General features: G+C 48.6%; 24 protein-coding genes. 13 read left to right on the forward strand and 11 right to left on the reverse strand.

From position 1 onward, the window contains the following. Window positions 1–10: 10 nt before the first annotated feature. From nadD to AC2UZI_RS05965, 4 genes are read right to left on the reverse strand one after another with little or no spacing between them, the layout of a single operon-like run. Entirely contained in the window at window positions 11–610 is a 600-nt protein-coding gene (nadD, locus tag AC2UZI_RS05950; RefSeq protein WP_486942890.1) for a nicotinate (nicotinamide) nucleotide adenylyltransferase, read from the reverse strand. Beyond that, the gene (gene hemF, locus AC2UZI_RS05955; RefSeq protein WP_486942891.1) at window positions 601–1506 is read right to left on the reverse strand and encodes an oxygen-dependent coproporphyrinogen oxidase; all 906 of its coding nucleotides are present in this window, start codon (window positions 1504–1506) and stop codon (window positions 601–603) included. The genes nadD and hemF overlap by 10 nt, the downstream gene beginning before the upstream one ends. A 21-nt stretch (window positions 1507–1527) precedes the next feature. Beyond that, a complete protein-coding gene (purD, locus tag AC2UZI_RS05960; protein WP_486942892.1) occupies window positions 1528–2820 on the reverse strand; it encodes a phosphoribosylamine--glycine ligase in 1293 nt (430 codons plus the stop codon). Between the two features lie 49 nt (window positions 2821–2869). Next, window positions 2870–3601, reverse strand: coding sequence for a YebC/PmpR family DNA-binding transcriptional regulator (locus AC2UZI_RS05965; protein WP_486942893.1), 732 nt, complete (start codon window positions 3599–3601; stop codon window positions 2870–2872). 141 nt (window positions 3602–3742) lie between these two features. Between AC2UZI_RS05965 and AC2UZI_RS05970 the strand changes: the two genes are divergently transcribed. From AC2UZI_RS05970 to AC2UZI_RS05980, 3 genes are read left to right on the forward strand one after another with little or no spacing between them, the layout of a single operon-like run. Further along, window positions 3743–5224: a helicase HerA-like domain-containing protein gene (locus tag AC2UZI_RS05970; protein ID WP_486942894.1), complete on the forward strand. Its 1482-nt coding sequence runs from the start codon at window positions 3743–3745 to the stop codon at window positions 5222–5224. 9 nt (window positions 5225–5233) lie between these two features. After that, entirely contained in the window at window positions 5234–6166 is a 933-nt protein-coding gene (locus AC2UZI_RS05975; RefSeq protein ID WP_486942895.1) for a 2-hydroxyacid dehydrogenase, read from the forward strand. Window positions 6167–6226: 60 nt separating this feature from the next. Next, entirely contained in the window at window positions 6227–7213 is a 987-nt protein-coding gene (locus AC2UZI_RS05980; protein ID WP_486942896.1) for a quinone oxidoreductase family protein, read from the forward strand. Between the two features lie 80 nt (window positions 7214–7293). Here AC2UZI_RS05980 and AC2UZI_RS05985 read toward each other — a convergent pair whose 3' ends face one another. Then, window positions 7294–8301 carry a class 1 fructose-bisphosphatase gene (locus tag AC2UZI_RS05985; RefSeq protein WP_486942897.1) on the reverse strand — a complete coding sequence of 336 codons (1008 nt, stop codon included), beginning with the start codon at window positions 8299–8301 and terminating at the stop codon, window positions 7294–7296. A gap of 19 nt (window positions 8302–8320) precedes the next feature. Beyond that, window positions 8321–11017: an aminopeptidase N gene (pepN, locus tag AC2UZI_RS05990; RefSeq protein WP_486942898.1), complete on the reverse strand. Its 2697-nt coding sequence runs from the start codon at window positions 11015–11017 to the stop codon at window positions 8321–8323. A gap of 167 nt (window positions 11018–11184) precedes the next feature. Between pepN and AC2UZI_RS05995 the strand changes: the two genes are divergently transcribed. Next, window positions 11185–11823: a DUF4136 domain-containing protein gene (locus AC2UZI_RS05995; protein ID WP_486942899.1), complete on the forward strand. Its 639-nt coding sequence runs from the start codon at window positions 11185–11187 to the stop codon at window positions 11821–11823. A gap of 44 nt (window positions 11824–11867) precedes the next feature. Here AC2UZI_RS05995 and AC2UZI_RS06000 read toward each other — a convergent pair whose 3' ends face one another. After that, on the reverse strand, window positions 11868–12215 hold the full coding sequence (locus tag AC2UZI_RS06000; RefSeq protein ID WP_486942900.1) for an H-NS histone family protein: 348 nt from the start codon (window positions 12213–12215) through the stop codon (window positions 11868–11870). A 203-nt stretch (window positions 12216–12418) separates the two neighbouring features. Between AC2UZI_RS06000 and AC2UZI_RS06005 the strand changes: the two genes are divergently transcribed. From AC2UZI_RS06005 to thpD, 7 genes are all read left to right on the forward strand, one after another. Next, entirely contained in the window at window positions 12419–13195 is a 777-nt protein-coding gene (locus AC2UZI_RS06005; protein WP_486942901.1) for a carbon-nitrogen hydrolase family protein, read from the forward strand. A 24-nt stretch (window positions 13196–13219) separates the two neighbouring features. Beyond that, window positions 13220–14686: a metalloprotease TldD gene (gene tldD / locus AC2UZI_RS06010; protein ID WP_486942902.1), complete on the forward strand. Its 1467-nt coding sequence runs from the start codon at window positions 13220–13222 to the stop codon at window positions 14684–14686. A 153-nt stretch (window positions 14687–14839) separates the two neighbouring features. Then, entirely contained in the window at window positions 14840–15367 is a 528-nt protein-coding gene (locus tag AC2UZI_RS06015) for a MarR family winged helix-turn-helix transcriptional regulator (RefSeq protein WP_486942903.1), read from the forward strand. After that, window positions 15364–15927: a diaminobutyrate acetyltransferase gene (gene ectA, locus AC2UZI_RS06020; RefSeq protein ID WP_486942904.1), complete on the forward strand. Its 564-nt coding sequence runs from the start codon at window positions 15364–15366 to the stop codon at window positions 15925–15927. The genes AC2UZI_RS06015 and ectA overlap by 4 nt, the downstream gene beginning before the upstream one ends. A 105-nt stretch (window positions 15928–16032) precedes the next feature. Next, window positions 16033–17340: a diaminobutyrate--2-oxoglutarate transaminase gene (ectB, locus tag AC2UZI_RS06025; protein ID WP_486942905.1), complete on the forward strand. Its 1308-nt coding sequence runs from the start codon at window positions 16033–16035 to the stop codon at window positions 17338–17340. Beyond that, window positions 17337–17741: an ectoine synthase gene (locus tag AC2UZI_RS06030; RefSeq protein ID WP_486942906.1), complete on the forward strand. Its 405-nt coding sequence runs from the start codon at window positions 17337–17339 to the stop codon at window positions 17739–17741. The genes ectB and AC2UZI_RS06030 overlap by 4 nt, the downstream gene beginning before the upstream one ends. 12 nt (window positions 17742–17753) lie before the next feature. Next, window positions 17754–18671 (forward strand): ectoine hydroxylase, encoded by a 918-nt coding sequence (thpD, locus tag AC2UZI_RS06035; protein WP_486942907.1) that lies wholly within the window; start codon window positions 17754–17756, stop codon window positions 18669–18671. A gap of 104 nt (window positions 18672–18775) precedes the next feature. On the opposite strand, the gene ehuA is transcribed toward thpD, so the two are convergent. The 4 genes from ehuA to ehuB form a co-directional block, all read right to left on the reverse strand. Further along, window positions 18776–19579: an ectoine/hydroxyectoine ABC transporter ATP-binding protein EhuA gene (gene ehuA, locus AC2UZI_RS06040; RefSeq protein ID WP_486942908.1), complete on the reverse strand. Its 804-nt coding sequence runs from the start codon at window positions 19577–19579 to the stop codon at window positions 18776–18778. Next, on the reverse strand, window positions 19576–20268 hold the full coding sequence (gene ehuD, locus AC2UZI_RS06045) for an ectoine/hydroxyectoine ABC transporter permease subunit EhuD (RefSeq protein WP_486942909.1): 693 nt from the start codon (window positions 20266–20268) through the stop codon (window positions 19576–19578). The genes ehuA and ehuD overlap by 4 nt, the downstream gene beginning before the upstream one ends. 2 nt (window positions 20269–20270) lie before the next feature. Beyond that, window positions 20271–20942 (reverse strand): ectoine/hydroxyectoine ABC transporter permease subunit EhuC, encoded by a 672-nt coding sequence (ehuC, locus tag AC2UZI_RS06050; protein WP_486942910.1) that lies wholly within the window; start codon window positions 20940–20942, stop codon window positions 20271–20273. Window positions 20943–21053: 111 nt separating this feature from the next. Continuing rightward, window positions 21054–21914 carry an ectoine/hydroxyectoine ABC transporter substrate-binding protein EhuB gene (ehuB, locus tag AC2UZI_RS06055; protein ID WP_486942911.1) on the reverse strand — a complete coding sequence of 287 codons (861 nt, stop codon included), beginning with the start codon at window positions 21912–21914 and terminating at the stop codon, window positions 21054–21056. 404 nt (window positions 21915–22318) lie between these two features. On the opposite strand from ehuB, the gene aroG reads away from it, so the two are divergent. Both aroG and mnmA read left to right on the forward strand, forming a co-directional pair. Next, window positions 22319–23389: a 3-deoxy-7-phosphoheptulonate synthase AroG gene (gene aroG / locus AC2UZI_RS06060; protein WP_486942912.1), complete on the forward strand. Its 1071-nt coding sequence runs from the start codon at window positions 22319–22321 to the stop codon at window positions 23387–23389. Window positions 23390–23526: 137 nt separating this feature from the next. Then, on the forward strand, window positions 23527–24645 hold the full coding sequence (gene mnmA, locus AC2UZI_RS06065) for a tRNA 2-thiouridine(34) synthase MnmA (RefSeq protein ID WP_486942913.1): 1119 nt from the start codon (window positions 23527–23529) through the stop codon (window positions 24643–24645).

A 24645-nucleotide genomic window follows, 5' to 3' on the forward strand; every position in this document is an offset into this window, starting at 1 on the left:
TTTTAAGCCGTTAAGCAGTTTTGTAAAGGCCGTGCTGAAGAATGTATTGCTTGATTTTTGGATCAAGCAGTCCTTCAGTGCTGGCCCCGTGTTGTAGACGGTTGCGGATGTCGGTGGCAGAAATTTCAGTAGGAGGAAAGTGTAGGCGATGCAAGCTTTTGCCCAAGCCCAATAGTTGTTGGGTTAAGGGAGTAGGAGCCTGTACGTCGCTTCCCGGTCGCTGCGCTACAGCAAGCTCAACTTGCTGAACGATTTTTTGCCAGTCGCGCCATGAGCAGAAGTTTTGTAGTTGATCTGACCCTATTATCCAATAGTATACGGGGCCTGAGCGAAGTTCATTGACGGTATCGATGGTATAGGTGGCACCGCCCCGTTCGATTTCGCTTGTATTAATGTGTAGTGCGGGGTGCTCGGCGCAGGCTAAGGTTAATAATTCGACTCGATGTTGCGCCGTAGCGGCAAGCGGAGCACGTTGCCATGGGTTTGCCGCGGGTATTAACTGCAGTTGGTCTAGCTGCAGTGCGTCGACGGCATGAAGTGCTAGCTTAATGTGGGCGGTATGCACCGGATCGAAACTACCGCCCAACAGACCTATGCGTTCTAAAGCCATTCGCGTGGTGTTAAGAAATCAGCCAAACGGGCTTCGGGCGATCCGGCCTCTGGCTCCCACTGATAGCGCCAGCGCACAATAGGAGGCATCGATAATAGAATGGATTCGGTCCGCCCGCCAGACTGCAGCCCAAACAGGGTGCCTCGATCAAACACCAGATTGAACTCAACGTAGCGCCCGCGACGATACGCCTGAAAATCGCGTTCGCGTTCACCATATTTTGTATGGCGTCGTTGTTCGACGATTGGCATATACGCTTTAACGAAGTGATCTCCTACTGATTTCACCATCGCAAAGCTTTGTTCGAAACCTTCTACATTCACGTCGTCAAAGAAGATACCGCCTATCCCCCGCGTTTCGTTACGGTGTTTAAGGAAGAAATAGTCATCACACCACTTTTTGTACTTGGGGTATTTTTCAGCACCGAATGGCGCTAACGCATCAGCACATTGTTGGTGAAAATGTTTGGCGTCATCCAGGTAGGGATAGTAGGGCGTTAAGTCCAACCCACCACCGAACCAAAAAACCGGCTCATCACCCTCGTTGTGCGGGTGCGCAACGAATAGGCGCACGTTCATGTGAGTGGTTGGAATATGTGGGTTACGAGGGTGGATGACCAGTGAAACACCCATCGCTTCCCAAGGTCTGCCCGCTAACTCTGGACGCTGAGCGCTGGCCGACGGAGGCAGCTTCTTTCCCTTCACATGGCTAAAAAGAACCGCAGCTCGCTCAAACACATTGCCTTCTTCGAGATAGCGTGAGACACCGCCGCCGCCTTCGTCGCGATCCCATTGGTCAGTCTGGAATTTTTGCCCATCAGCCAATTCGAGACGAGCGACGATACGCTGCTGCAAATCAAGAAAATAGTCGTGAACGTCGGTAATAGTCGTTGTCATGCCAGGGAGTGACTCCTTGAATTACGAGGCATCGGAATTAGGAATGGCGCGCCAACCAATATCGGTGCGGAATTGCTTGCCTTCAAATTGTATTTTGGTGGTTGCCGCGTAGGCTTTTTCTTGCGCACGACGTATGGACTCACCTAAGGCCGTTACGCATAATACGCGTCCGCCAGACGTGTAGAGCTGATTGTCTTTTAGTGTAGTGCCCGCATGAAACACCATGCAGTTTTCGGCGTCTTCGGGAAGTGGCTGGATGAGATCGCCTGAGCGCGGGTTCTCAGGGTAATCAGCAGCGGCCATGACCACACCCAGAGCCGTACGGCGGTCCCATTCGATATCGGCTTCATTCAGTTTGCCGGCAATCGCCAGTTCGAACACGGCGCTTAAATCGCTTTTAATCCGCATCATGATGGGCTGGGCTTCGGGGTCGCCAAGGCGACAGTTGTATTCAAGTACTTTAATACTGCGACTGTTATCGGGGCCATCACCGATCATCAGGCCAGCATACAAAAAGCCCGAGAAGGGAATACCTTCTTTAGCCATGCCTTGCGTTGTAGGCAGAATGGCTTCGCGCATAATGCGATTGTGTAAGGTGGGGGAAACAATCGGGGCAGGAGAGTAGGCACCCATACCGCCTGTATTCGGTCCTTCATCACCATTTTTTAAACGTTTATGGTCTTGGCTAGTGGCTAAAGGTAGTACGTTGATGCCATCGCACATGACGATAAAGCTGGCTTCTTCGCCTGTTAAAAACTCTTCGATGACCACTCGAGCACCGGCAGCACCAAAACGCCCATCGCCAAGCATGTCGTCGACAGCGTCGAGCGCCTCTTGCTCGTTCATGGCGACGATAACGCCTTTACCCGCCGCCAGACCATCCGCTTTAACGACGATGGGGGCGCCTTGCTCGCGTATGTACTGTTTAGCGAGTTCAGGGTCGGTAAATGTGGCGTAGTTGGCAGTGGGGATGTGATTACGCTGCATAAAGGCTTTAGCGTAATCTTTAGAGCTTTCTAACTGAGCAGCAGCTTGTGTCGCACCAAAAATGCGTAGGCCTGCCGCTTTGAAAGCATCGACCACTCCTGCTGCAAGCGGAGCCTCTGGGCCCACGACAGCAAAGGCTATGTTCTCGGAACGAGCAAAGTCGACCAAGTCATTAACGTCGGTTAATTCAACGTTTTTCAATCGGGGGGTTGTGGCGGTACCGCCGTTGCCCGGTGCAACAAATACGGTATTTACCCGTTGTGACTGGGATAAGCGCCAAGCGAGCGCATGTTCACGGCCGCCGCCGCCGATGACGAGTAGCTTCATAAGTTGTAGTGCGTGGGCTTAATAGCCCTTTGCGATCCATAGAGAGTTGTTATTCGGTTTCGTCCATGACGGCAGTGGTAAAGACCTCTTGCACATCGTCGAGACTTTCGAGCGCATCCAGCATTTTTTGCATGGTGATGGCGTCATCGCCTTCAAGCTCGGTTTCATTGAGTGCTTTCATCACGACGCCGTGTACTTCGGGCACTAAATTTGCGTCAGCAAAGGCCTTGTTCAGGTCGCCGTAGTGAGTGGGAAGACAGACCACCTCGATGAGGCCCTCTTCGTCTGTGATGATATCGTCGGCACCGGCTTCTAGGCCGATCTCCATAACTTTCTCTTCCGATGAACCCGGCGCAAATATGAATTGGCCACAGTGCTGGAACTGGAAAACTACAGAACCGTCAATGCCCAGATTGCCGCCGTTTTTCGAGAAGGCGTGTCGTACGTCCGAGACAGTACGCTGACGATTGTCGGTCATGCAGTCAACAATGACAGCAGCGCCGCCTACGCCGTAGCCTTCGAAGCGAATTTCTTCAAAGTTTGCACCATCGGATTCGCCAGCACCGCGCTGAATAGCTCGATTAACGTTATCCTTGGGCATGTTGGCAGCGGTGGCTTTTTCGCATGCCAAGCGTAATCGAGGGTTGGCATCGGGATCAGGGCCAGCTTCGCGAGCTGCGACAGTGATTTCTCGGATGATTTTTGTCCAGAGCTTTCCACGCTTAGCGTCTTGACGCCCTTTGCGATGTTGAATATTCGCCCATTTACTATGTCCGGCCATAAACTCTTACCAAATTTTAAAGGTTACTCAGTATACGTTTTGCTTGGTATTTTAGCCTGTGCGCAGAAGTTAGTCTGAACTACACTTCGGGCTCAGGGTTATACACCTTATTATTGGTCATTTTAATACGTGGGGCCCAGTATGTCAGACACATTAAAAATTGCTCGTGGACAACAGTCTGAAGTTGTGTTGTTACCCAAGATGGCGAATCGACACGGTTGCATAACCGGTGCCACGGGAACCGGTAAAACCGTTAGTTTACAGCTATTGGCGGAATCCTTCTCCCGTTTAGGTACGGCGGTATTCGTTGCCGATGTTAAAGGCGACTTAAGCGGAATCTCACAAGCGGCGCTTCGCAACCCTAAGTTAAGCGCTAGGCTGCAGGATTTGGGGCTACCAGAGCCCGAGTTTGGCGCTAACCCTGTGGTGTTCTGGGATGTGTTCGGAGATCAGGGGCATCCAGTTCGTGCCACGGTATCTGACATGGGCCCCCTATTATTAGCACGAATGCTAGAGCTCAACCCTACACAGGAAGGGGTGTTGAACATTGTCTTTAAATTGGCTGACGATGAAGGGCAGTTGATTCTTGATCTCAAGGATTTGAGAGCGATGCTTGAGCACGTTGGCTCGCGTGCGACCGAGCTACGGGGACGCTATGGTAATGTTTCGCCAGCGTCGGTTGGGGCCATTCAGCGAGCTTTACTTCGCTTAGAAGCCGAAGGGGCAGAAGCCTTTTTTGGCGAGCCTGCGCTGGATATAGCGGATTGGATACGCACCGACTCATCGGGCAAAGGCATCATCAATGTGTTGGCCGCCGATAAGTTGGTGCAGTCCCCAAAGTTGTACTCTGTTTTTTTACTGTGGATGCTGGCTGAGCTTTATCAGCGCCTGCCTGAAGTAGGGGACTTGGCACAGCCAAAATTTGTCTTTTTCTTTGATGAAGCCCATTTGTTGTTTAATGACGCCCCTAAGCCCCTTATCGAACAGGTAGAGCAGGTGGTAAGGCTCATCCGCTCTAAAGGTGTTGGTATTTACTTCGTTACGCAAAGCCCGATGGATATACCTGAAACGGTTCTAGGGCAGCTAGGTCATCGCATTCAGCATGCTTTACGTGCCTACACGCCGCGTGATCAACGGGCTGTGAAGACAGCGGCGCAAACGATGCGCCCTAATCCAGACCTAGATATTGAAGCAGCCATTAGCCACTTAGGGGTGGGTGAGGCGTTGATTTCAATGCTTAATGAAAAAGGCATTCCTGAAATGACACAGCAGTCTTGGATGTACGCTCCGGGCAGTCGTATCGGACCGGCTACCGAGGACGAGAAACGACAGATTCGTGCCGCTTCTAATTTGGGTCTTAAATACGATGCCGCCATAGATCGAGAGTCGACTTACGAGGTGTTAACAAAAAGAGCCGCCGAAACCGCTGAGCTGGCGGAGCAAGATGAATCGTCGGCTGGTGGTTTGGGTGGGATGCTGAGTGACTTTATTTTTGGATCAACTGGGCCTCGCGGTGGAAAGAAAGACGGCTTGCTTCAGTCCGTGATCAAGGCCGAAGCACGACGGGGGGCGACCAAGTTGGTACGCGGTATTTTGGGCTCATTGTCAAAAGCGAAGCGCTAAGGAAGAGTCATGCCTAAAGTGATTGTGGCGGCGGGAACAGAGGATAGTAATCACAAGTGGGTTGAGGCTTTTCGTAAGCGTAATCCGTCGTGGACGCTATTAGCGTGGAACGCACATAGCGACTGTCAGGGTGCTGATTACGCGGTGGTCTGGCAGCCTTCTTTAGCGCTTTTTCAGGTTGAGACCTCACTGAAAGCGGTATTCAATCTGGGCGCAGGGGTGGATGCATTACGATTAAGCGATTTTCCAGAGCAGCTTCCTATTTACCGTTTAGAAGATGCGGGAATGGCCTACCAGATGGCTGAATATGCAGTGTATGGGGTGTTGCAGGCGACGCAGCGTTTTGTCCCTTACGAGCAAGCCAAAGTCGCTAAACAATGGCAAAAACAAGCACCGATTTATCGTGAGCAGTATCCTATTGGCGTGATGGGGATGGGGGTGATCGGGCAGCATGTGGTGAATGCACTGTTGGCATTGGGCTATCCTTTGCATGTCTGGACCCGAACGCCACGGCAGATTGACGGGGTACAGACCTACAGTGGTAAATCGGAATTAAGCCAGTTTTTATCTCACACGCGGATACTGATTAACGTGCTACCGTTAACCGATGACACGCAAGGCATTCTTAATCAGCACACCTTGGATCAACTTCTACCTGACGCTTATTTAATTAATATGGCGCGCGGTGGTCATGTGGTGGATGACGATTTATTGATGGCGTTGAATGACAAGAAATTAATGGGGGCCTTGTTGGATGCTTTCACCGTAGAGCCTTTGCCGTCTACGCATCCTTTCTGGTCTCACCCTGATGTTTATGTCACTCCTCATATTTCAGGCATGACAATGATTCCTGAAACCGTTAATCAGGTATCAGAGAAAATTAATGCCTTGTCTCGCAATCAGTCTATTTCAGGTTTAGTAAAACGAGACCTTGGGTATTAGTGTCCAGCATTTCGCTACCCAGAAGGTCAGCATATTATTAGTGTTAGTAAGGAGAAGGTTATGCAGCAAAGCGTTAAGGCCATTCGTTTAGAGGAAAACGGTGGGCCCGAAGTATTGCAATGGCAGTCTATCCCTCTTGAGGCGCCTAAGGCGAATGAGGTGTGCATCAGACACAAAGCCATCGGTTTGAACTTTATTGATATTTACTGCCGTAGCGGTTTGTATCCAAGTACGTTGCCACATGGTTTGGGTTTCGAGGCGTCAGGCATTGTCGAGGCCGTCGGTAGCGAGGTGCATCATGTCAACGTTGGCGATCGCGTCGCTTATGGTCAAGGTCCCTTAGGAGCGTACTCTGAAGCCCGCAATATACCCGGTGACCGCGTGGTAAAACTACCCGATGAGATCAGCTTCGAAGACGCGGCGGTGATCATGCTCAAAGGCTTGACTGTGCAGTATCTTTTTCGCGAGGTATACCAACTTAAGGCGGGTGATACGATTTTATTTCATGCAGCGGCGGGTGGTGTAGGCTCCATCGCATGCCAGTGGGCCAAAGCACTCGGCGTGAAGCTAATTGGTACAGTGTCCAGCGAAGAGAAGGCCGCAGCCGCTAAGGCGAATGGCGCATGGGAAGTGATCAATTACAGTAAAGAAAACGTCATTGATCGGGTGCGTGAGCTAACGGACGGTAAGATGGTGCCTGTGGTTTACGACAGTGTCGGTAAAGACACGTGGGAAACTTCACTGAAGTGCTTGCAACCCAGAGGCTTAATGGTCAGTTTTGGTAATGCATCTGGCCCCGTTACGGGCGTTAACTTGGGCATTCTGGCGCAGCATGGTTCGTTATACGTGACACGACCATTACTTTCCACCTTCGTGCCAACGCTAGAGACCATGCAAGCGGCAGCAGAAGACGTATTCGACTTGTTGAAAACGGGGAAAATAAAAGTGGAAATTGGACAGCGCTATGCGCTGAAAGATGCTGCAAAAGCTCAAGAGACTCTTGCATCACGTAGCACGGTAGGAGCAACAGTATTAACTGTTGATTAATAAGATTGAAAATGTAGGTGTTCGGCTGGCCGTCTATTCATAACGATTATTAGTAGACGGCCTAGCAAAAAAACGTACGTTTATGACTCAGTATGGTAGCGCTGAATACGCTCTACTTCATTTTTTGAGCCCAATACTACGCCGATGCGTTGGTGCAAATGTGTGGGCTGTACGTCAAGAATACGATTTGCTCCATCTACGGCAGCACCACCAGCTTGTTCAATTAAAAAGCTCATGGGGTTTGCTTCGTACATCAGACGTAATTTACCGTGGCGTACCGACTCACGTTGATCGCGAGGGTACAAGAACACGCCTCCGCGAGTCAGAATACGATGCACATCAGCCACCATAGAGGCGATCCAACGGGTATTGTAATTTTTACCCAATGAGCCTTCTACACCTGCTAGACACTCATCAATGTAGCGTTTCACGGGGGCTTCCCAATGACGCATGTTTGACATGTTAATGGCAAACTCACTGGTGTCTTCGGGGATACGAATGTCTTCGTGTGTTAGTAACCAAGCGCCAGTTTCTTTATCGAGGGTAAAGCCTACAACACCTGCGCCTAGGCTAAGGATGAGCATGGTTTGAGGGCCATATACCGCATAGCCTGCTGCGACTTGCTTAACACCCGCCTGCAAAAAGTCGCTTTCTTGAATATCACGATCTTTGGCATCGTTAGGTAAGCGCAATACCGAGAATATGGTCCCGATTGAGACATTCACATCAATGTTAGATGAGCCGTCTAAAGGGTCAAATAACAAAAGATACTCACCCTTGGGTAAGTGCTTGGGAATAGGGTGTAGATCTTCCATTTCTTCAGAAGCCATTGCGGCAAGGTGCCCACCCCATTCATTGGCCTCTAATAAAATCTCGTTAGACAAGACATCAAGTTTTTTCTGCACTTCGCCTTGTACGTTTTCTGTGGACAAGCTTCCTAGCACATCGCCTAAAGCGCCTTTACTGACGGCATGACCAATGGTTCTGCAGGCACGCGATACGGTTTCGATGAGTAGTCGTACGTCGGCTGATATAGAGTTATCTTGGCGCTGCTGCTCAACAAGATACTGCGTTAAATTCTTTCTCAAGGTTTGAGCTCCAGAAAAATCAAAGTGTGAGTGCTTTATTTATGATTTCCGCCACGTTGGCAGAAACGGCATTCTTTTGTATGTGCAGAATGGCGTCATGTAACTGATCTCGATAGGGGGCGTCATAATACGACCAATTATCAAAGGTACGAGCCAAACGTGCTGCAATTTCGGGGTTGATGCTATCAAGAGCCACGACCTGTTCTGCCCAGAACTGATAGCCCGAAGCAGAGTGTACTCCCAAGCTGTTGTTGTTGCAGAACTGGAAAATGAGCGCCCGTGTTCGGTTCGGATTACGCAAGGTGAATGCGGGGTGAAGCATGAGCGATTGGATGGTGTCTACGGTAGTGCTGGGGGCGCAAGCCTGTAAGGTAAACCAACGATCCACGACTAAAGGATCATGCTGCCACGTCTCGTAGAAGTGGGCGCAGGCCTCGCCGCTTTGGCTTTCATCGTAAAAGTTCACCAGTGACTGCAATGCACCGAAGCGATCGGTCATATTCTGAGCTTCGTGATATTGCTGTATAGCGAGCTCGTAGGCACCGGTAACTTGTGCGGCGGCAAGATACTGTAAACACAGATTTTTTAAGGCGCGTCGGCCTGAGGAGACGGCGTCAGGACTGTAGCTTTCGTTAGGGTCGTGAAGTTCCTGATAGCGAGTTTGCCACTGCTTAGCTAAGGCGGTGCCTAGATAGGACTGTAGGCTTTGGCGTGCTTTTGCAATCGCAACAGGTTGCATCGGATGGTGCAGATTCTGTATTTCACGCACGGCCGCAATATTGAGGGCTCGGGAGAGGAAAGCGGGCGAGAGCGCGTCGTCGTTTAATAGTCGCTCAAAGACTTGAACGACAATATCGCGTTGAGCCGTTACCTCTGTACGGTTTTGTGTAGACAGTGCGGCATTTAAGATCGTACTTTTGATCAACGACTGGGTCGCTTCCCAGCGTCCAAAGGCATTGGAGTCATGTTCGGCCAGCAGTTGTAAATCGTCATTGCTACGGCTAATCTCGATGTCCACCGGTGCCGAGAAATCGCGCAATAGAGAAAGAACCGGCGCTTCAGCAACCTGTGTGAATGTCCACGTTTGTTCTGAGGTATCCAATTCCAATAAGAATTCGTCTGACGTTTTATTATTTAGCGTTGCGCTCAACACGCGCCCTTGAGGTCCGATTAAGCCTATCTTAATGGGTATCAATAATGGTTCTTTCTTTAGCGAACCCTCGTGCAGCCGTTCGATCCCGACGACTTCGTTGTGTTGGGTGAGGTGAACGGTGTAGTGTTGAGTAGCTGGGTCGTAATGCGTTGAGGCAATCACCTTTGGTGTACCCGCTTGGGAATACCACCGTCTAAATATGGAAAGACTTTTACCTGGATTCTCTGCTTGATAAACACTGTCCATGGCATCGATGAAATCATCGCAGGTTACGGCTTGACCATCGTGGCGACGTATGTATTCGCGCATTCCTTGTTGGAAAAGCGCTTCGCCAAGTAAGGTGTGCTGCATGCGTATGACTTCAGCGCCTTTTTCATAAATTGTGGCGGTGTAGAAATTACTGATTTCTTCATAGCTTTCCGGCCGTATCGGATGCGCCATGGGCCCGGCATCTTCGGGGAATTGCGCTAAACGCAGCGTGCTAACGTCATCAATGCGTTTAACAGCTTTAGCACTGTCGGCCTGAGCAGCGTCCAACTGGGCGGCCAGCATATCCGCAGAGAACTCTTGTTCTCTAAAAACAGTAAGGCCTTCTTTTAACGATAATTGAAACCAGTCTCGGCAAGTAACACGATTACCAGACCAGTTGTGAAAATACTCGTGTCCGATAACGGCTTCGATATCGCGATACGTGGTATCGGTCGTGGTTTGAGGGTCTGCCAGCACATAGGCGGCATTAAAGACATTCAAGCCTTTGTTTTCCATCGCGCCCATATTAAAGTCGTGAGCCGCTACGACCATGTATCGGTCTAAATCAAGTTCTAATCCAAAACGCTCTTCATCCCATCGTAACGAGCGCTCTAAACTATCTAAGGCCCATAAGGTTTTTGCGCCATCGCCTTTGTCGCTATAAACCTGTAATAATACGTCGCGCCCGCTTGCGGTTTGAACGGTGCGTTCTTGGCAATCAAAATCGCCAGCGACTACAGCAAAAAGATAAGACGGTTTAGGAAAGGGATCTTCCCATATAACTTGGTGCTTATTATTTTCTAATAGAGTGTGTCGCAATAAATTGCCATTCGACAGCATGATGGGGTAGGCGTCTTTATCAGCAACCAAGCTAACTTGGTAGCGAGTCATCACATCTGGGCGGTCGGGAAACCAAGTAATTCGTCTGAAGCCTTCAGGTTCGCATTGGGTGAAAAGCTGTTCGCCCGACACGTATAAGCCCATTAAGGTCGTGTTTTGAATAGGGCTGCACGTATTGACGATCTCAATGAGATTTTCCTCGGCCTGCAAATTAAGGGTCAGAGCCTGTTCACTAAGCGTGTATTCATCTGCCTGAAGTGCTTTTCCGTTCACACTGACACTAAGCAGCGTTAATTGCTCGCCATCCAGCACCAGCGGCTGGGGGGGGTCTTGCTTCGATATTGCGGTGAATCGTGTTGTGACGGTAGTGGTTTGCGGGCTTAAATCGAAATTCAGAGAAAAATGCTCAATGGAATAAGGAAAGGGTTGCCAGTCTTGGCGATGGATGGTGGTTCTGCCAGTGTCAGTACGCATAGTGATTAATCGCTGATATATAAAGTTGCTATTATTGTAATGTGATAAAAGATAAAAGCTTCACGTCGCCTTAGCGCAACTGTTTGAGCCAATATGTGTTTGGTCTGCAAAGCTGGGCGTATGATGGTTTTAACCATTTTCTTTTTATTTTCAATAAAGGAGCGCTTATGTTACTGGGTACTAAACGCTCATTTTTAACGCTGCGCTATTACTTGGCTTTAGGTAGTCTGGCCTTTTTACTGTCAGGTTGCGCGTCAAGTAGTTGGTCGGCCAAGGTAAGTAGCTATCAGCGTTGGCCTGATAACGTGGTTGGCGAGCGGTATCGTTTGCAGCCTACGGAAAACCAATTAGGCAATTTAGAGTATGAGTCTGTTGCCGATACCGTGCGTGCTGCGATAGGCGCCACGGGTTTAGTGGAAGGTAAAGAAGACGCTCGATTTGTCGTGCACCTTAGCTACGGCTCTGAACGTAAGGAAGAGTGGGTTCAGCATTACCACGATCCGTATTTTGACGGCATGAGGCCATTTGGCTCGATTTGGGGTGGCCATTACGGTGGTTTTGGGGGTGGTATCTATTACAGCCCCCGCATTGTTAGTGTGCCGGTGCAGTATCAAGAATACCGGTTAACCGTAATTATTAACGATAGCACTCAGAATAATTCTGAGGTGTATCGCTCAAGTGCTACGAGTTCAAGCGGTGGAAATAACTTGATGGAAGTAATGAGTGGTTTAGCGCAGGCCGTTTTTGATCAGTTTCCCGGCAATAATGGTGAGGTCAGAGAGATAACCTTTCAGCGTAATCGCTAATTAACGATTACGCCATTGATAATCATTTGTTATCAGGTGTGATATTATTTTTCAATTAGAAACTTATCGCGTTTAATGCCTTTGGCTTCAGCGTCAACAATCCACCGGGGAGGGCGACCACGACCTGTCCATGTGTCTCCGGTATCGGCATTTTTATAGCGTGCAGGTAAAGCAGCTTTAGGAGCTGTCGTTACTTTCTCTTCGCGCTTGGCACGACGGTTGTACGCTTCAGTGACTTCATCGATGCTGATGTCGTACTCAAGCATAGAACGGATAATCGAATTAATAACGGGCCGCCGTTGGCGTGTCTTTAGCGTACGCATTTTACGTTGTAGCTTAAGAATTTCTTTTTCGATATTTTGCTTTTCTAAAGTAAACGACTCTTGTGGCATTATTAATTCCTTAGTGAAATCTGCGGTTATTGGTATTTACTGTATGTGCTTAATTTATGGCGTCACATTGATTTAATTTTAACTCTATTTTTAGAAACTTGAAAATAGAGTTTTGATTTATTGTGAGCACAACTAACGAGGACAACTTACCGGTGAAAAACACACTGAGTAGAACTAAGATAGTTAAGGTCGCTGCCTTGCAAATGGTGTCTTCAACTGATTTAGATGAGAATTTACGTCAGGCACAAAATTTAATCGAAAATGCAGTGCAGTCTGGGGCGAAGTTACTGGCGCTGCCTGAATATTTTTGTTTTATGGGCTTACGCGATCGAGATAAATTGGCCCATCTAGAGTCAGATGGCGAAGGCCCAGTGCAGCAATTTTTAAGTGAACAAGCTCGTAAATATCAAATCTGGTTAATTGGTGGCACATTGCCTCTTGAAAGTCCCGATTTAAATCGAATTTATAACAGTGCTTTGGTGTACGGCCCGCAGGGGGAGCGCGTGGCCCGTTACGATAAAATTCATTTATTCAGTTTTAAGAAAGACGACGAGTCGTATGACGAGTCTCGCACCATTCGCCCTGGAGAGTGTCATCCACAAGTGTTTGACACGCCTTTGGGACGTGTTGGATTAGCCGTCTGTTACGACTTGCGCTTTCCGGAGTTATTCCGAGCGATGGGGGATGTTAATTTGTTAATTATTCCCTCGGCCTTTACTTACACCACAGGTCAGGCACACTGGGAGGTATTGTTGCGTGCACGTGCTATAGAAAATCAGTGTTACGTGTTGGCTCCGGCTCAGGGTGGGAAACATGAGAACGGGCGGCGTACCTGGGGGCATTCTATGTTAATTGACCCTTGGGGCAATATTGTTGACAACGTCTCTGAAGGCTCGGGTTATGCTGCTGGTGAAGTCGAGTTAAGTTATTTACGTTCGGTGCGCCAGAGCTTACCTGCATTACAGCATCGAATGATGTAGAAGCATTAAGGATATTTAGGATATATGAACATCACAAACCCCGCTATTGAAGCCCTAGGTACCGCAAAAATGTTATTGCTTGAGCCGTGGGGGTTAAGCGAAAGCGACCTTGATACGGCGATGTCTGAAATTTTTGAACATCAAGTCGACTACGCGGATCTTTATTTTCAGTATACGCGTAGCGAGGGGTGGAGTCTGGAAGAAGGCATTGTTAAAGCGGGTAGCTTTTCTATCGAACAGGGCGTTGGGGTAAGGGCGTTAAGCGGTGAAAAAACGGCTTTTGCTTATTCAGATGCTTTGAACAAAGAGGCCTTGCTTTCATCAGCTCATGTCGTACGTAGCATTGGTCGGCAAGGTGCGACTAAGCGGGTACGTGTTAATGGACAAAAAGGTAAGGCAAGTACACCCCATCAGTTGTATCCACAACAGGATCCCCTAAACAGTTTAAGTGCCAGTGAAAAAGTGGCTTTACTGGAAAAAGTCGAGGCGAAAGCCCGTGCTGCAGACCCAGCGGTCATTCAGGTGATGGCAGGCTTAGGGGCTGAATATGATGTCATGATGGTGGTGGGCAGTGACGGGCGTTTGGTGGCTGATGTGCGTCCCTTAGTTCGCCTATCTGTCTCGGTTATCGTAGAGCGTAATGGTAGACGCGAAGTGGGCAGTTCAGGTGGCGGCGGTCGCTACGGTTTGGCCTACTTTAGTGATGACATGATCGATAGCTATGTTAGCTTAGCTGTCAATTCGGCCTTGACATCGCTTGAGGCCACGCCGGCACCAGCAGGTGAAATGACGGTCGTATTAGGCTCAGGTTGGCCTGGTATCTTATTGCATGAAGCGGTAGGGCATGGGTTAGAGGCCGACTTCAACCACAAAGGCTCTAGCGTGTTTGCCGGTCGTATTGGTGACCGTGTTGCAGCAAAAGGGGTGACGGTCATTGATGACGGTACCTTAGCCGACCGCAGGGGTTCACTAAACGTTGATGATGAAGGTAATCCAACCCAGAAAACCGTGCTAATCGAAGACGGTATATTAAAAGGTTATCTGCAAGATAGTCGTAATGCTCGTTTTATGAATGCAAAGGTGACGGGCAATGGTAGACGCGAGTCTTATGCTCATGTTCCCATGCCTCGAATGACAAATACCTACATGCTAGATGGTACGCACGAGCATGATGAAATTATCGCTTCCGTCAAAAATGGAATTTACGCTGCTAATTTCGCTGGTGGGCAGGTCGATATCACCAGCGGCAAGTTCGTCTTTTCTACCTCAGAAGCGTGGTTAATAGAAAACGGTAAGTTGGTGCGTCCTGTAAAAGGAGCAACATTAATTGGTAATGGATTCGATGCCTTGAACCGAGTCAGCATGATTGGAAACAACATGGCGCTAGATTCGGGCGTTGGTACTTGCGGCAAAGAAGGGCAAAGCGTACCGGTGGGTGTAGGCATGCCGACCATTCGTATTGATGGGCTTACCGTCGGGGGGACGGCTTAATCAGTAACGAGCGAAAATAAGGTAGTAAAAAAGGGGCATCCGGTAACGATGTCCCTTTTTTTGTATCAAAAACCGTTATTGACACTAATTATTCGACGGCATATGATTAGTGTACTAATTAATTTGGATTTGTTTTGGATGCCTATCTGATAAATGAACACTGAGCACGAATACGATCTGCGCATTTTGCGCGCTTTACGCAAAATTACTCGTTCTATTGCTTTGCATTCACGGCAGTTAGCCGCTGGCAGCAATATTACGGCTCCCCAGCTTATTTGCTTGCGTACGGTTATTGAGAAAGGTCCATTAACGGCGACAGCGATTAGCCGCGAGATGCACATCAGTCCCAGCACTGTCGTTGGTATTCTGGATCGTCTCGAAGACAAAGAGCTTATCGTTCGTGAGCGTGGCCGCGAAGATCGACGTATTGTGTTTATTACTGCTACGCCTGCAGGTAAGACGTTGGCTTCAGAGACGCCATCGCCCCTGCAGAAACAACTCGCTGATGCGTTGAATAACTTGCCGGAGCTAGAACAAGCTACCATCACGTTATCGTTAGAACGTATCGTTCGATTAATAGATTCAGACTCTGAAATGGCCACAGAGGCCTCAGATACTGTTTCACCGATATTGGAGGTCCCGGTCGGGAGTGTTCCTCCTGAATCTGGGTTAGTAGTGTGAAAAACCTCATATTCAAGAAGCCACAACATAAAACAGAAAAACCGAGAAATGGTGATTCTGAACCAGAAGACCCGCTGATATTTCGTGCTCCCATCGCCGACGATGGGGCACGAATACATCAGTTAATCTCAGAGTGCCCACCACTCGACGTAAATTCAGTTTACGCATACTTGCTTTTAGCCGAACATTTCGCAGAAACCTGCGTAGTGGCCGAGCATCAAGACAGCCTTGTAGGCTTCATCTCTGCATACATTCTTCCCAATCAGCCTAACGTGCTATTCATTTGGCAAGTAGCCGTGCATTCCGATGCGCGAGGGCAGCGTTTGGGGCAACGTATGTTGCATCATTTGCTCGACCGTTCGAGCCTAAAGTCTATTCAATATTTAGAAACAACTGTCAGTCCCGAAAATCAAGCATCTCGTTCTATGTTTAATAACGTAGCGCGTCAACTTAATACGCAACTTGATGAGGGTGTTCTGTTTCAGTCGCATCACTTTGGTGAGCAGACACACGCAGACGAACCTTTGCTTCGGATCGGACCCTTTTCGCACGACTTGTAGTGGGTTACTGCTCGGTTCTATTTTTAATGTAAATGAAGAGAACTCAGCTTTCGTGCGGAAAAGTGTATTCGGAGGGAAGTTGTGTTCAAGGAAGGAGAGAGAAAAATGACTGATTTAAAAATATTTGACAGAATGGAGTCTGAAGTTCGAGGCTATATCCGTTCGTTTCCCGTTGTGTTTAAGAAGGCCAAAGGTTCCATACTTTTTGATGAACAAGGCAAAGAGTATGTGGACTTTTTCAGTGGCGCTGGAACCTTAAACTACGGTCATAACAACTCACATCTTAAAGAAAAGGTTATTGAATACCTAAGTTCTGATGGGGTTGTGCATGGTTTGGATATGGCCACCAGCGCTAAAAAGTACTTTCTGGAAACCGTAGAGCGCCGTCTGTTTAAGCCCCGCAATTGGGAATATATCTTACAGTTTACCGGGCCTACCGGTACTAACGCTGTCGAAGCCGCATTGAAATTGGCGAGACAGGTTAAAGGGCGACAAAATATTGTTTCCTTTACCCATGGTTTTCATGGCGTAAGTGCAGGTGCGCTAGCCGCTACTGCCAATCGAAAGTTTCGTACCGCAGCAGGCACGGGTCTGTCTAACACGACCTTTCTTCCCTACGATGGCTACATGGGCCCCGACGTCAATACCTTGGCGTACTTCGAGCGTATGCTGGAAGACCCAAGTAGCGGTTTAGACCATCCGGCGGCCGTTATCGTGGAAACCGTGCAGGGCGAAGGTGGGGTGAATGTAGCCACTCGCGCATGGATGCAAGAGCTACAACGCCTCTGCCGTCGTCATGACATGTTACTTATCGTGGACGATATTCAGGTAGGGTGTGGGCGTACAGGAAGCTTTTTCAGCTTCGATGAAATGGATATTCAGCCTGACATCATTACCTTGTCAAAATCACTATCTGGATTTGGCTTACCAATGTCGCTTGTGCTGATTAAGCCCGAGCTAGACCAGTGGAAACCTGGAGCGCATAGTGGTACGTTCAGAGGGAATAATCTGGCTTTTGTTACCGCGGCTCATGCATTGGATAAATACTGGAGTGATGACGCTTTTAAAGAGCAAACGCAAGCGAAAGCAGCCATCGTTGGTGACTGGTTAGAAAACATTGTTCATAGCTATCCCGATGCTGGTTTTAATGCACGTGGGCGAGGCTTGATTCAGGGCTTGGTAACCCCAGCGCGATCGGGTTTAGCGTCTGTGATTAGTGCTCAGTGCTTCCAGAAAGGCTTGGTAATCGAAACATCAGGCGCGAATGACGAAGTGTTGAAGCTATTGCCTGCGCTAACGATTAGTGATCAGGAACTGCAGCATGGTTTAGAAGTGATTGAGCAAAGCGTTGGTTATGCCTTAGACCAACAAAGTCGAAAGAAGGTTGTGAAAATTGCAGGAGCAGGAAAATGATTGTTAGAAATGTAAAAGATGTGATTGGTACCAAAGATGAAATGCGTACGGATAACTGGGTTAGCCGTCGGGTATTGTTAAAGAAAGATGGTATGGGTTTTTCGTTTCATGAAACCACCATTTTTCCGGGTACCGAAACGCACATACATTATCAAAATCATCTTGAAGCAGTGTGGTGCATCGAGGGCGATGGCGAAATCGAAACCATTGCCGACGGTAAAAAATACGATCTACACGCAGGTGTGGTTTACGCTCTTAACGAGAATGATGAACACTGGTTACGCGGTGGAAAAGAGCCTTTGCGTGTGATTTGTGTATTCAATCCCCCTTTAACCGGACTTGAAGTCCATGACGCAGAAGGGGTGTATCCATTAGTAATGGATGAAAGTACAGCAAATTAAAGGAGTCGAATCATGAATACCTCGATTGCAGACTTATATGTATCGAGAACCGAACGCGGGTCAGCGATCATCGCTCGCCAAGAGCCGACGGTATATGAGGATGGCACTTATGTTCAGGCGCTCACAACCGAGCAACTGACCAGTTACGAAAATAACGGTTTTCTTGTGATGGAAGAGTTATTTAGTGCGGCGGAAGTGGATGAATTACTTGCTGAGGTCGACAGACTCGGTAAGGATGAGCGTCTACAAGGCCGTGCTGAATTAGTCACCGAACCTAACGGAAACGCATTGCGCTCGATTTTTCTCGTGCATAAGTTAAGTGAGAAAATTAAAGAGTTGGTGCGAGACCCTCGGGTTTTAGACGTGGCGAGACAAATACTGGGGTCTGAAGTTTATATCCACCAGTCTCGAGTCAACTTGAAACCCGGTTTGAATGGCAAAGAGTTTTATTGGCACTCAGATTTTGAAACGTGGCATGTTGAAGACGGTATGCCCACCATGAGAGCCTTAAGTTGTTCGTTATTATTAACCGATAACAACGCGTGTAATGGTCCTTTGATGTTGGTGCCTGGATCGCATAAGCAGTTTATTGCGTGTGAAGGCATTACGCCGAGGAACAACTACGAGCGCTCGTTGAAGAAACAAGAGGTGGGGGTTCCTGACCCCCTTAGCCTTAAGTTATTGGTGGATAACGGAGGCCTTCACCCCGTGTGTGCAAAAGCAGGCTCGGTGGTATTCTTTGATTGCAATACCATGCACGCCTCGACAGGAAACCTGTCGCCGTGGCCACGTGCTAACGTATTTACGGTTTATAACAGTGTAGAAAATGTGCTGCAAGAGCCAAAGTACGGTCTCGATCCGCGGCCAGAGCATATTGCAACCCGAGAGGGTTTCGAGGTGCTAAAGCGCGCCGGAGAGCTTGTGTCGTAATCGGCAATATCACAGCGTAGTTACACATAAAAAACGCTCTCTTAGTAAGTACTAAGAGGGCGTTTTTTTTTTATCAGGCTATCAGCGAGACGAGAGAGCTCGAATCAATGGCCGTTATTTTGCACGATGAAGTTGCTTAAAAACTCTTTAGTGCGCTCTTCCTGCGGTGTGACGAATATTTGCTCAGGGCTTCCATCTTCAACGATTTTTCCCTTATCAAAGAAACAAATACGATCAGAGATTTCTTTGGCAAACTGCATTTCATGGGTGACCAATAATATGGTTAAGTCATGTTTTTTGCTTAGACGTTGAATGACGCTTAATACTTCCCCAACGAGCTCTGGGTCCAGAGCCGAAGTCGGCTCGTCAAAGAGTAGAATGTTGGGCTGCATGGCTAAGGCGCGAGCAATGGCTACGCGTTGCTGTTGACCCCCAGATAGTTGACTGGGAAACTTATCGGCTTGATCGGATAGCCCTACAAGCTCCAGATATTCGTCTGCGCGTTTATTCGCTTTTTCTTTACTCAGTCCCAGCACGTGTATAGGGGCTTCGGTCACGTTGCGCTTCACCGTCATATGCGGAAAAAGATTAAACTGCTGGAACACCATCCCCATTTCTTTACGCATCGTGCGTAGATGCCCCTCGCTGGCAGCGACCAGCTCATCATTTTTCAGCTCATGCCACAGTGGCTTACCAGCCACCCAAATTACGCCATCCTGTATGTTTTCTAGGGTCATGAGTATGCGTAAGACCGTCGATTTTCCTGAACCTGAAGGGCCAATAATCGTGACTTTCTCGCCGCGACTAACTTGAAAATCTAAGCCATCAAGCACCGTAATGTCACCAAACTTTTTGGTGACATTGTCGAATTTTATAATTGCCTCGTCGTGGCTTTGCTCGGTATTCATCGTAGTGGTATTCCTTGTTTGGGTAGCCTTGTATCTAAATAGCGCACGCCCCACGATGCGACTAAGGTCAGAATCAGATAGAGGCCGCCCACCATAGAGAGCGGCACCATGTAATTGAAGGTACGATCGCCAATGATTTTGGCGACATTTAAGACCTCTAACACCGACACTACCGATAAAATCGGCACATCCTTCATGATGGAGACTAAATAATTACCCAATGCGGGAACGATTCGAGGTATAGCCTGCGGGAGGATAACAATACCGAAGGTGCGCAGCGGTGATAAATCTAAAGCATGGGCGGCTTCGGTTTGACCTCGCGTGATGGACTCAATACCTGCTCGGTAAACCTCGGAGGTATACGCACTGTATTGAACGCCTAGGGCGAGGGCACCGGTTAAAAAGGCGGGTAGAACTAGGCCGTAATCGGGAAGTACATAATAGAGAAAAAATAATTGCACGAGTAAAGGGGTATCGCGAATGAACTCAGTTAAAAACCGAGCCGGCCACGAGATGATCTTAAAACGCACGCTTTTCAGGCCCGCTAGAATTAATCCTAATACAGCGGCAACAACAAAACCGAGCAGTGTTGCTTGTATGGTAACGATTAATCCGCGTAATAAAATGGGTAGTATCGAGACGGCAAATGCCCAATTATTGCTGGTGTCCCATGCATAACCAAATAGCATAATTAGCTCCGTCCAGCGCGCCAACGCCCAGTTAGTCGTTCAAGGGTCTTCATGAAGGCCGTTAATACCAAAGCCATTCCGAAATACATGAAGAGTAAAAGGGTGTAGATGGTGGTGCTGTCTTGGGTGTAGTTTCGTATCTGTTCGGCTCTAAAGGCCAAATCACCCAAGCTAATCAAGGAAACCAGAGCGGTGTCCTTTAGATTCTGTACCGCCAGATTCCCAAAGCTGGGCATCATTTCGGGTATAGCTTGCGGAACAGAAATGCGCCACATGGTTTGCCTTGGCGTGAAGTCTAAAGCTTGAGCGGCTTCAAGCTGTGAAGCGGGAACCGCTTGAATCGCTCCTCTGACGACCTCCGCGCCGTAGGCGCCAATATTAAGACTTAATGCCAGTGTTCCTGCCACCACCGGAGGAAGACGCAAATCTATCCCGATACTTTGGCCTAATACTGGCAAAGCGAAGAAAAGCCAAAATAGTTGTACGAGTAACGAGGTGCCTCGGAAGACTTCAATAAAGGCGATTGAGAACGACTTAACCAACCAGTTCGGCGACAGCTTCCCTACACCGAACATAAAGGCGATTATTGTGCCAAAAATACTTGAGTAAACGGTCAACTTGATCGTGACCCAGGCGCCGCTTAATAACGGGCCGCTGTAATTCATCCAGTCCATAACTGTATCCGCCGTATCCCCGTCTTAAACTCATTTTGTAAGAGTAATTGGGGAGAATTCATCCCCTACTAGTGACCTAGTAGGGGATGAGATTTACGTACAAAGCGTAATTTAGCCTTCGCAAAGTTGACTGGTTGTACGGGTAGGAGACGCTTCTAAGTCAGCATCAGTGAAACCGTAGCCCGCTAAGATGTCTTTCCATTCTTCAGTTTGCTTAAACTTAACAAGCTCTTCATTCACAGCGTCTCTAAAACTTTCGGAGCCCTGCGAGAATGCAAAGCCCCCCCAGCTTCGTATGGCTTCGCCGTCAATGACAGGGTCTTTAAAGTTCGCTGCGATTTCGACCTTGTCGCTCTTGGAGGCGAGCTCGCTAGCGGTTAAGCTGGTCGCTGCGTAAGCATCCGCACGGCCTGTGGATACCGTAGAAATGGCATCGGCATTATTCGCGATGGTGACCATGCGGCTTTCGTCCACACCTAAGGCTTGCATCATTTCTAGCTGATCAGCACCGGCCATGATGGCGACGGTGTAATCGCTGTCGCTAAAGTCTTCATAAGCGTGAATGTTTTTGGGGTTGCCCTCAGCAACCATTAGGCCCTCTCCGTAAGAGCTGTTTGGTTCGGAGTAAAGCACCTGCTTACAGCGCTCGGGCAGTATGGCCATTTCGGCGGCTACCATATCAAAGCGGTTGGCCTGAAGGCCGGGAATTAACGAACCAAAGTTTGTGGTGGACCACTCAATGCGATCAATGCCGAGATTTTTCATGATGGCTTTAGCGACGTCTGGGCCTGCCCCTTTGGCATTGCCTTCTAAATCCATATAGCCATAAGGAATTTCATTAGCGACTGCAATGCGCACTGAACCTCGGTTTTGAATCTCTTCTAATGATGCAGAGTGGGCGGCTCCCGCTACGGTCAACAAGCTAGCGGCGGCAATAGCGGTCAGTGTTGACGAAAAGGTGTTGAGACGCATGGTTGTCCTTTTATAAATATATACAGCGAAAATCATTAGCACACGAATGATTTGGTGAGTTAATGATACTACGCCATATTATTATGAGACAAATCATATTGTTTCAAACTATTGTGTTTGCGACTTCAATAGCCGTTGCTAGGCTGATAGCGAAAGCGGCTTGAAAAGCATTGAATCTGCTTGCGGTACCTTGGGTGCTGTGCTAGCATGGGTACCTATGTACACCAAACAAGTTTATTTTTTCTTTTACTTTTTTGCTTTTCCAAGGCCGCTGGCGCAGGAAGGGATGAATCGTACATACGCAAAATAGTAAACGAAATCCTAAAAAAGCCGCCAGCAAAGCAGGGCGGCTTTTTTTGTGCCGCATTACCGCAAAACTGGCACAAACCTACTGGAGTTGAATCGTGTCGCACAATACTGATGATCTACGTATCAGGGAAATTAAAGAGCTAAGTCCACCCGCGCACGTGATGCGTGAGTTTCCGTGTTCGACAGACGTGGCAAAAACAGTGCACGACACTCGTCGCGCTGTTCACGAGGTTTTACATGCCAAAGATGACCGTTTGGTTGTGGTCATCGGGCCTTGTTCTATTCATGACCCTAAAGCGGCCATCGAGTATGCAAAGCGGTTATTGGCCGAGCGTGATCGTTTTAGCGACGAGCTAATTATCATCATGCGCGTGTACTTTGAGAAACCCCGTACCACTGTAGGTTGGAAAGGCCTTATTAACGACCCTAATTTAGATGGTAGTTTTAATATCAATCAGGGCTTACGTACCGCACGGGAGTTGTTGCTTGAAGTTAACTCACTGGGTTTACCGGCGGGTTGCGAGTTTCTTGACATGATTACCCCTCAGTATATTGCTGATTTGGTTTCTTGGGGTGCTATTGGGGCCCGTACCACCGAAAGCCAAGTACACCGCGAGCTAGCGTCGGGTTTATCCTGCCCAGTCGGGTTTAAGAATGGCACGGGTGGAAGTACGCGCATCGCTGTTGATGCGATTAAAGCCGCAGCGTCATCGCATCACTTCTTGTCCGTGACCAAGGGCGGTCATTCTGCGATTGTTTCCACGGGTGGTAACGCCGACTGTCACATTATTCTACGTGGTGGTAAGGCGCCTAACCACGATGCAGAAAGCGTTGATAAAACCGGTAAAGAAATGGAAGCGGCAGGTTTGCTACCACGCATTATGATTGACTCAAGCCACGCCAATAGTAATAAAGATTACCGACGTCAGCCGCAGGTCATCGAAGAGGTTTGCACTCAGATCGAAGCGGGTGACGAGCGTGTGTTCGGCGTTATGGTAGAGAGCCATTTGGTTGAAGGAAAGCAAGACCTTACGGCCGGACAAAAACTGACATACGGTCAAAGTATTACCGATGGGTGCATCGGTTGGGACGATTCCGTTGCTGTGCTTGAGCGTTTAGCGAAAGCGGTACAGGTCAGACGTCAACATGCTAGCGTCGCTGCGTAATCTGGTAGTGTCTAGCGGCGCGGGCTTTTGTCTACGTAGTAGGCAGCTCAGCGCTCAGGCGCTATGATGTAAATGTGTATTAAGCCATCACTCATTTAAGTGATGGCTCTTTTATTTTTGTATTGTTAACTATCGTTATGTCTGGTTCTTCTCAAAGTAAAGGACGTGTCATTGTCGGCATGTCAGGTGGCGTGGATTCGTCGGTCAGTGCGTGGCTGCTGAAACAGCAGGGTTACGACGTGCTCGGGGTATTCATGAAGAACTGGGAAGACGATGACGATAGTGAATACTGCTCGTCGCGACAAGATTGGCTTGATGCGGTAAGCGTTGCTGATCTCGTCGGCGTTGATATTGATGCGGTGAATTTTGCGACGGATTATAAAGAACGTGTCTTTGCCGAGTTTTTGCGTGAGTATTCGGCCGGCCGTACGCCTAACCCCGATGTGTTGTGTAATGCTGAAATTAAGTTTAAAGCGTTTTTAGATCATGCTATGACGTTGGGCGCTGATTTTATTGCGACGGGGCATTACGCTCGTGTTCGGTCTGTTCAAGCCAAGTCGGGAAGTACGCGATATCAGCTTCTTAAAGGTGTGGACACAAGTAAAGACCAAAGTTATTTTCTACACCGATTGAATCAAGAGCAATTGTCCCGCACGTTGTTTCCGCTCGGCGAGTTGCCCAAAACGCAGGTGCGTCGTATTGCAGAAGAGCTAGCGCTACCCAATGCCGCAAAGAAAGACTCGACCGGAATCTGCTTTATTGGCGAGCGTCCTTTTAGGGAGTTTTTGAATCGCTATTTGCCCACGCAACCAGGGCCTATCAAGACGCCAGAAGGCCAAGTTATCGGTCAACACGTGGGCTTGGCGTTTCATACTTATGGCCAGCGTAAAGGTCTTGGCATCGGAGGTGTCAAAGGTCAACAACGAGCGGATGGCACGGCAGATGCTTGGTATGCTGCGCGTAAAGATCTGGCTAACAACACCTTATATGCCGTCCAAGGTCATGACCACCCTTGGCTGCTAACAACGCAGTTAAAGGCCGAAGACATTAGTTGGATTGACGGGCAGTCGCCAGCATTGGGCGATTACGCCGCTAAAACACGCTATCGACAAGCGGATGCTGCTTGTCGATTGATGCAGTCTAATGCAGAGGGTTTTGAGCTGCAGTTTAGCGAATCCCAATGGGCGGTCACGCCGGGACAGTCAGCGGTGTTATACGATGGGGATATCTGCCTAGGCGGCGGAATCATACGTTAG

Source organism: Paenalcaligenes sp. DL 463 (genome assembly GCF_057475185.1).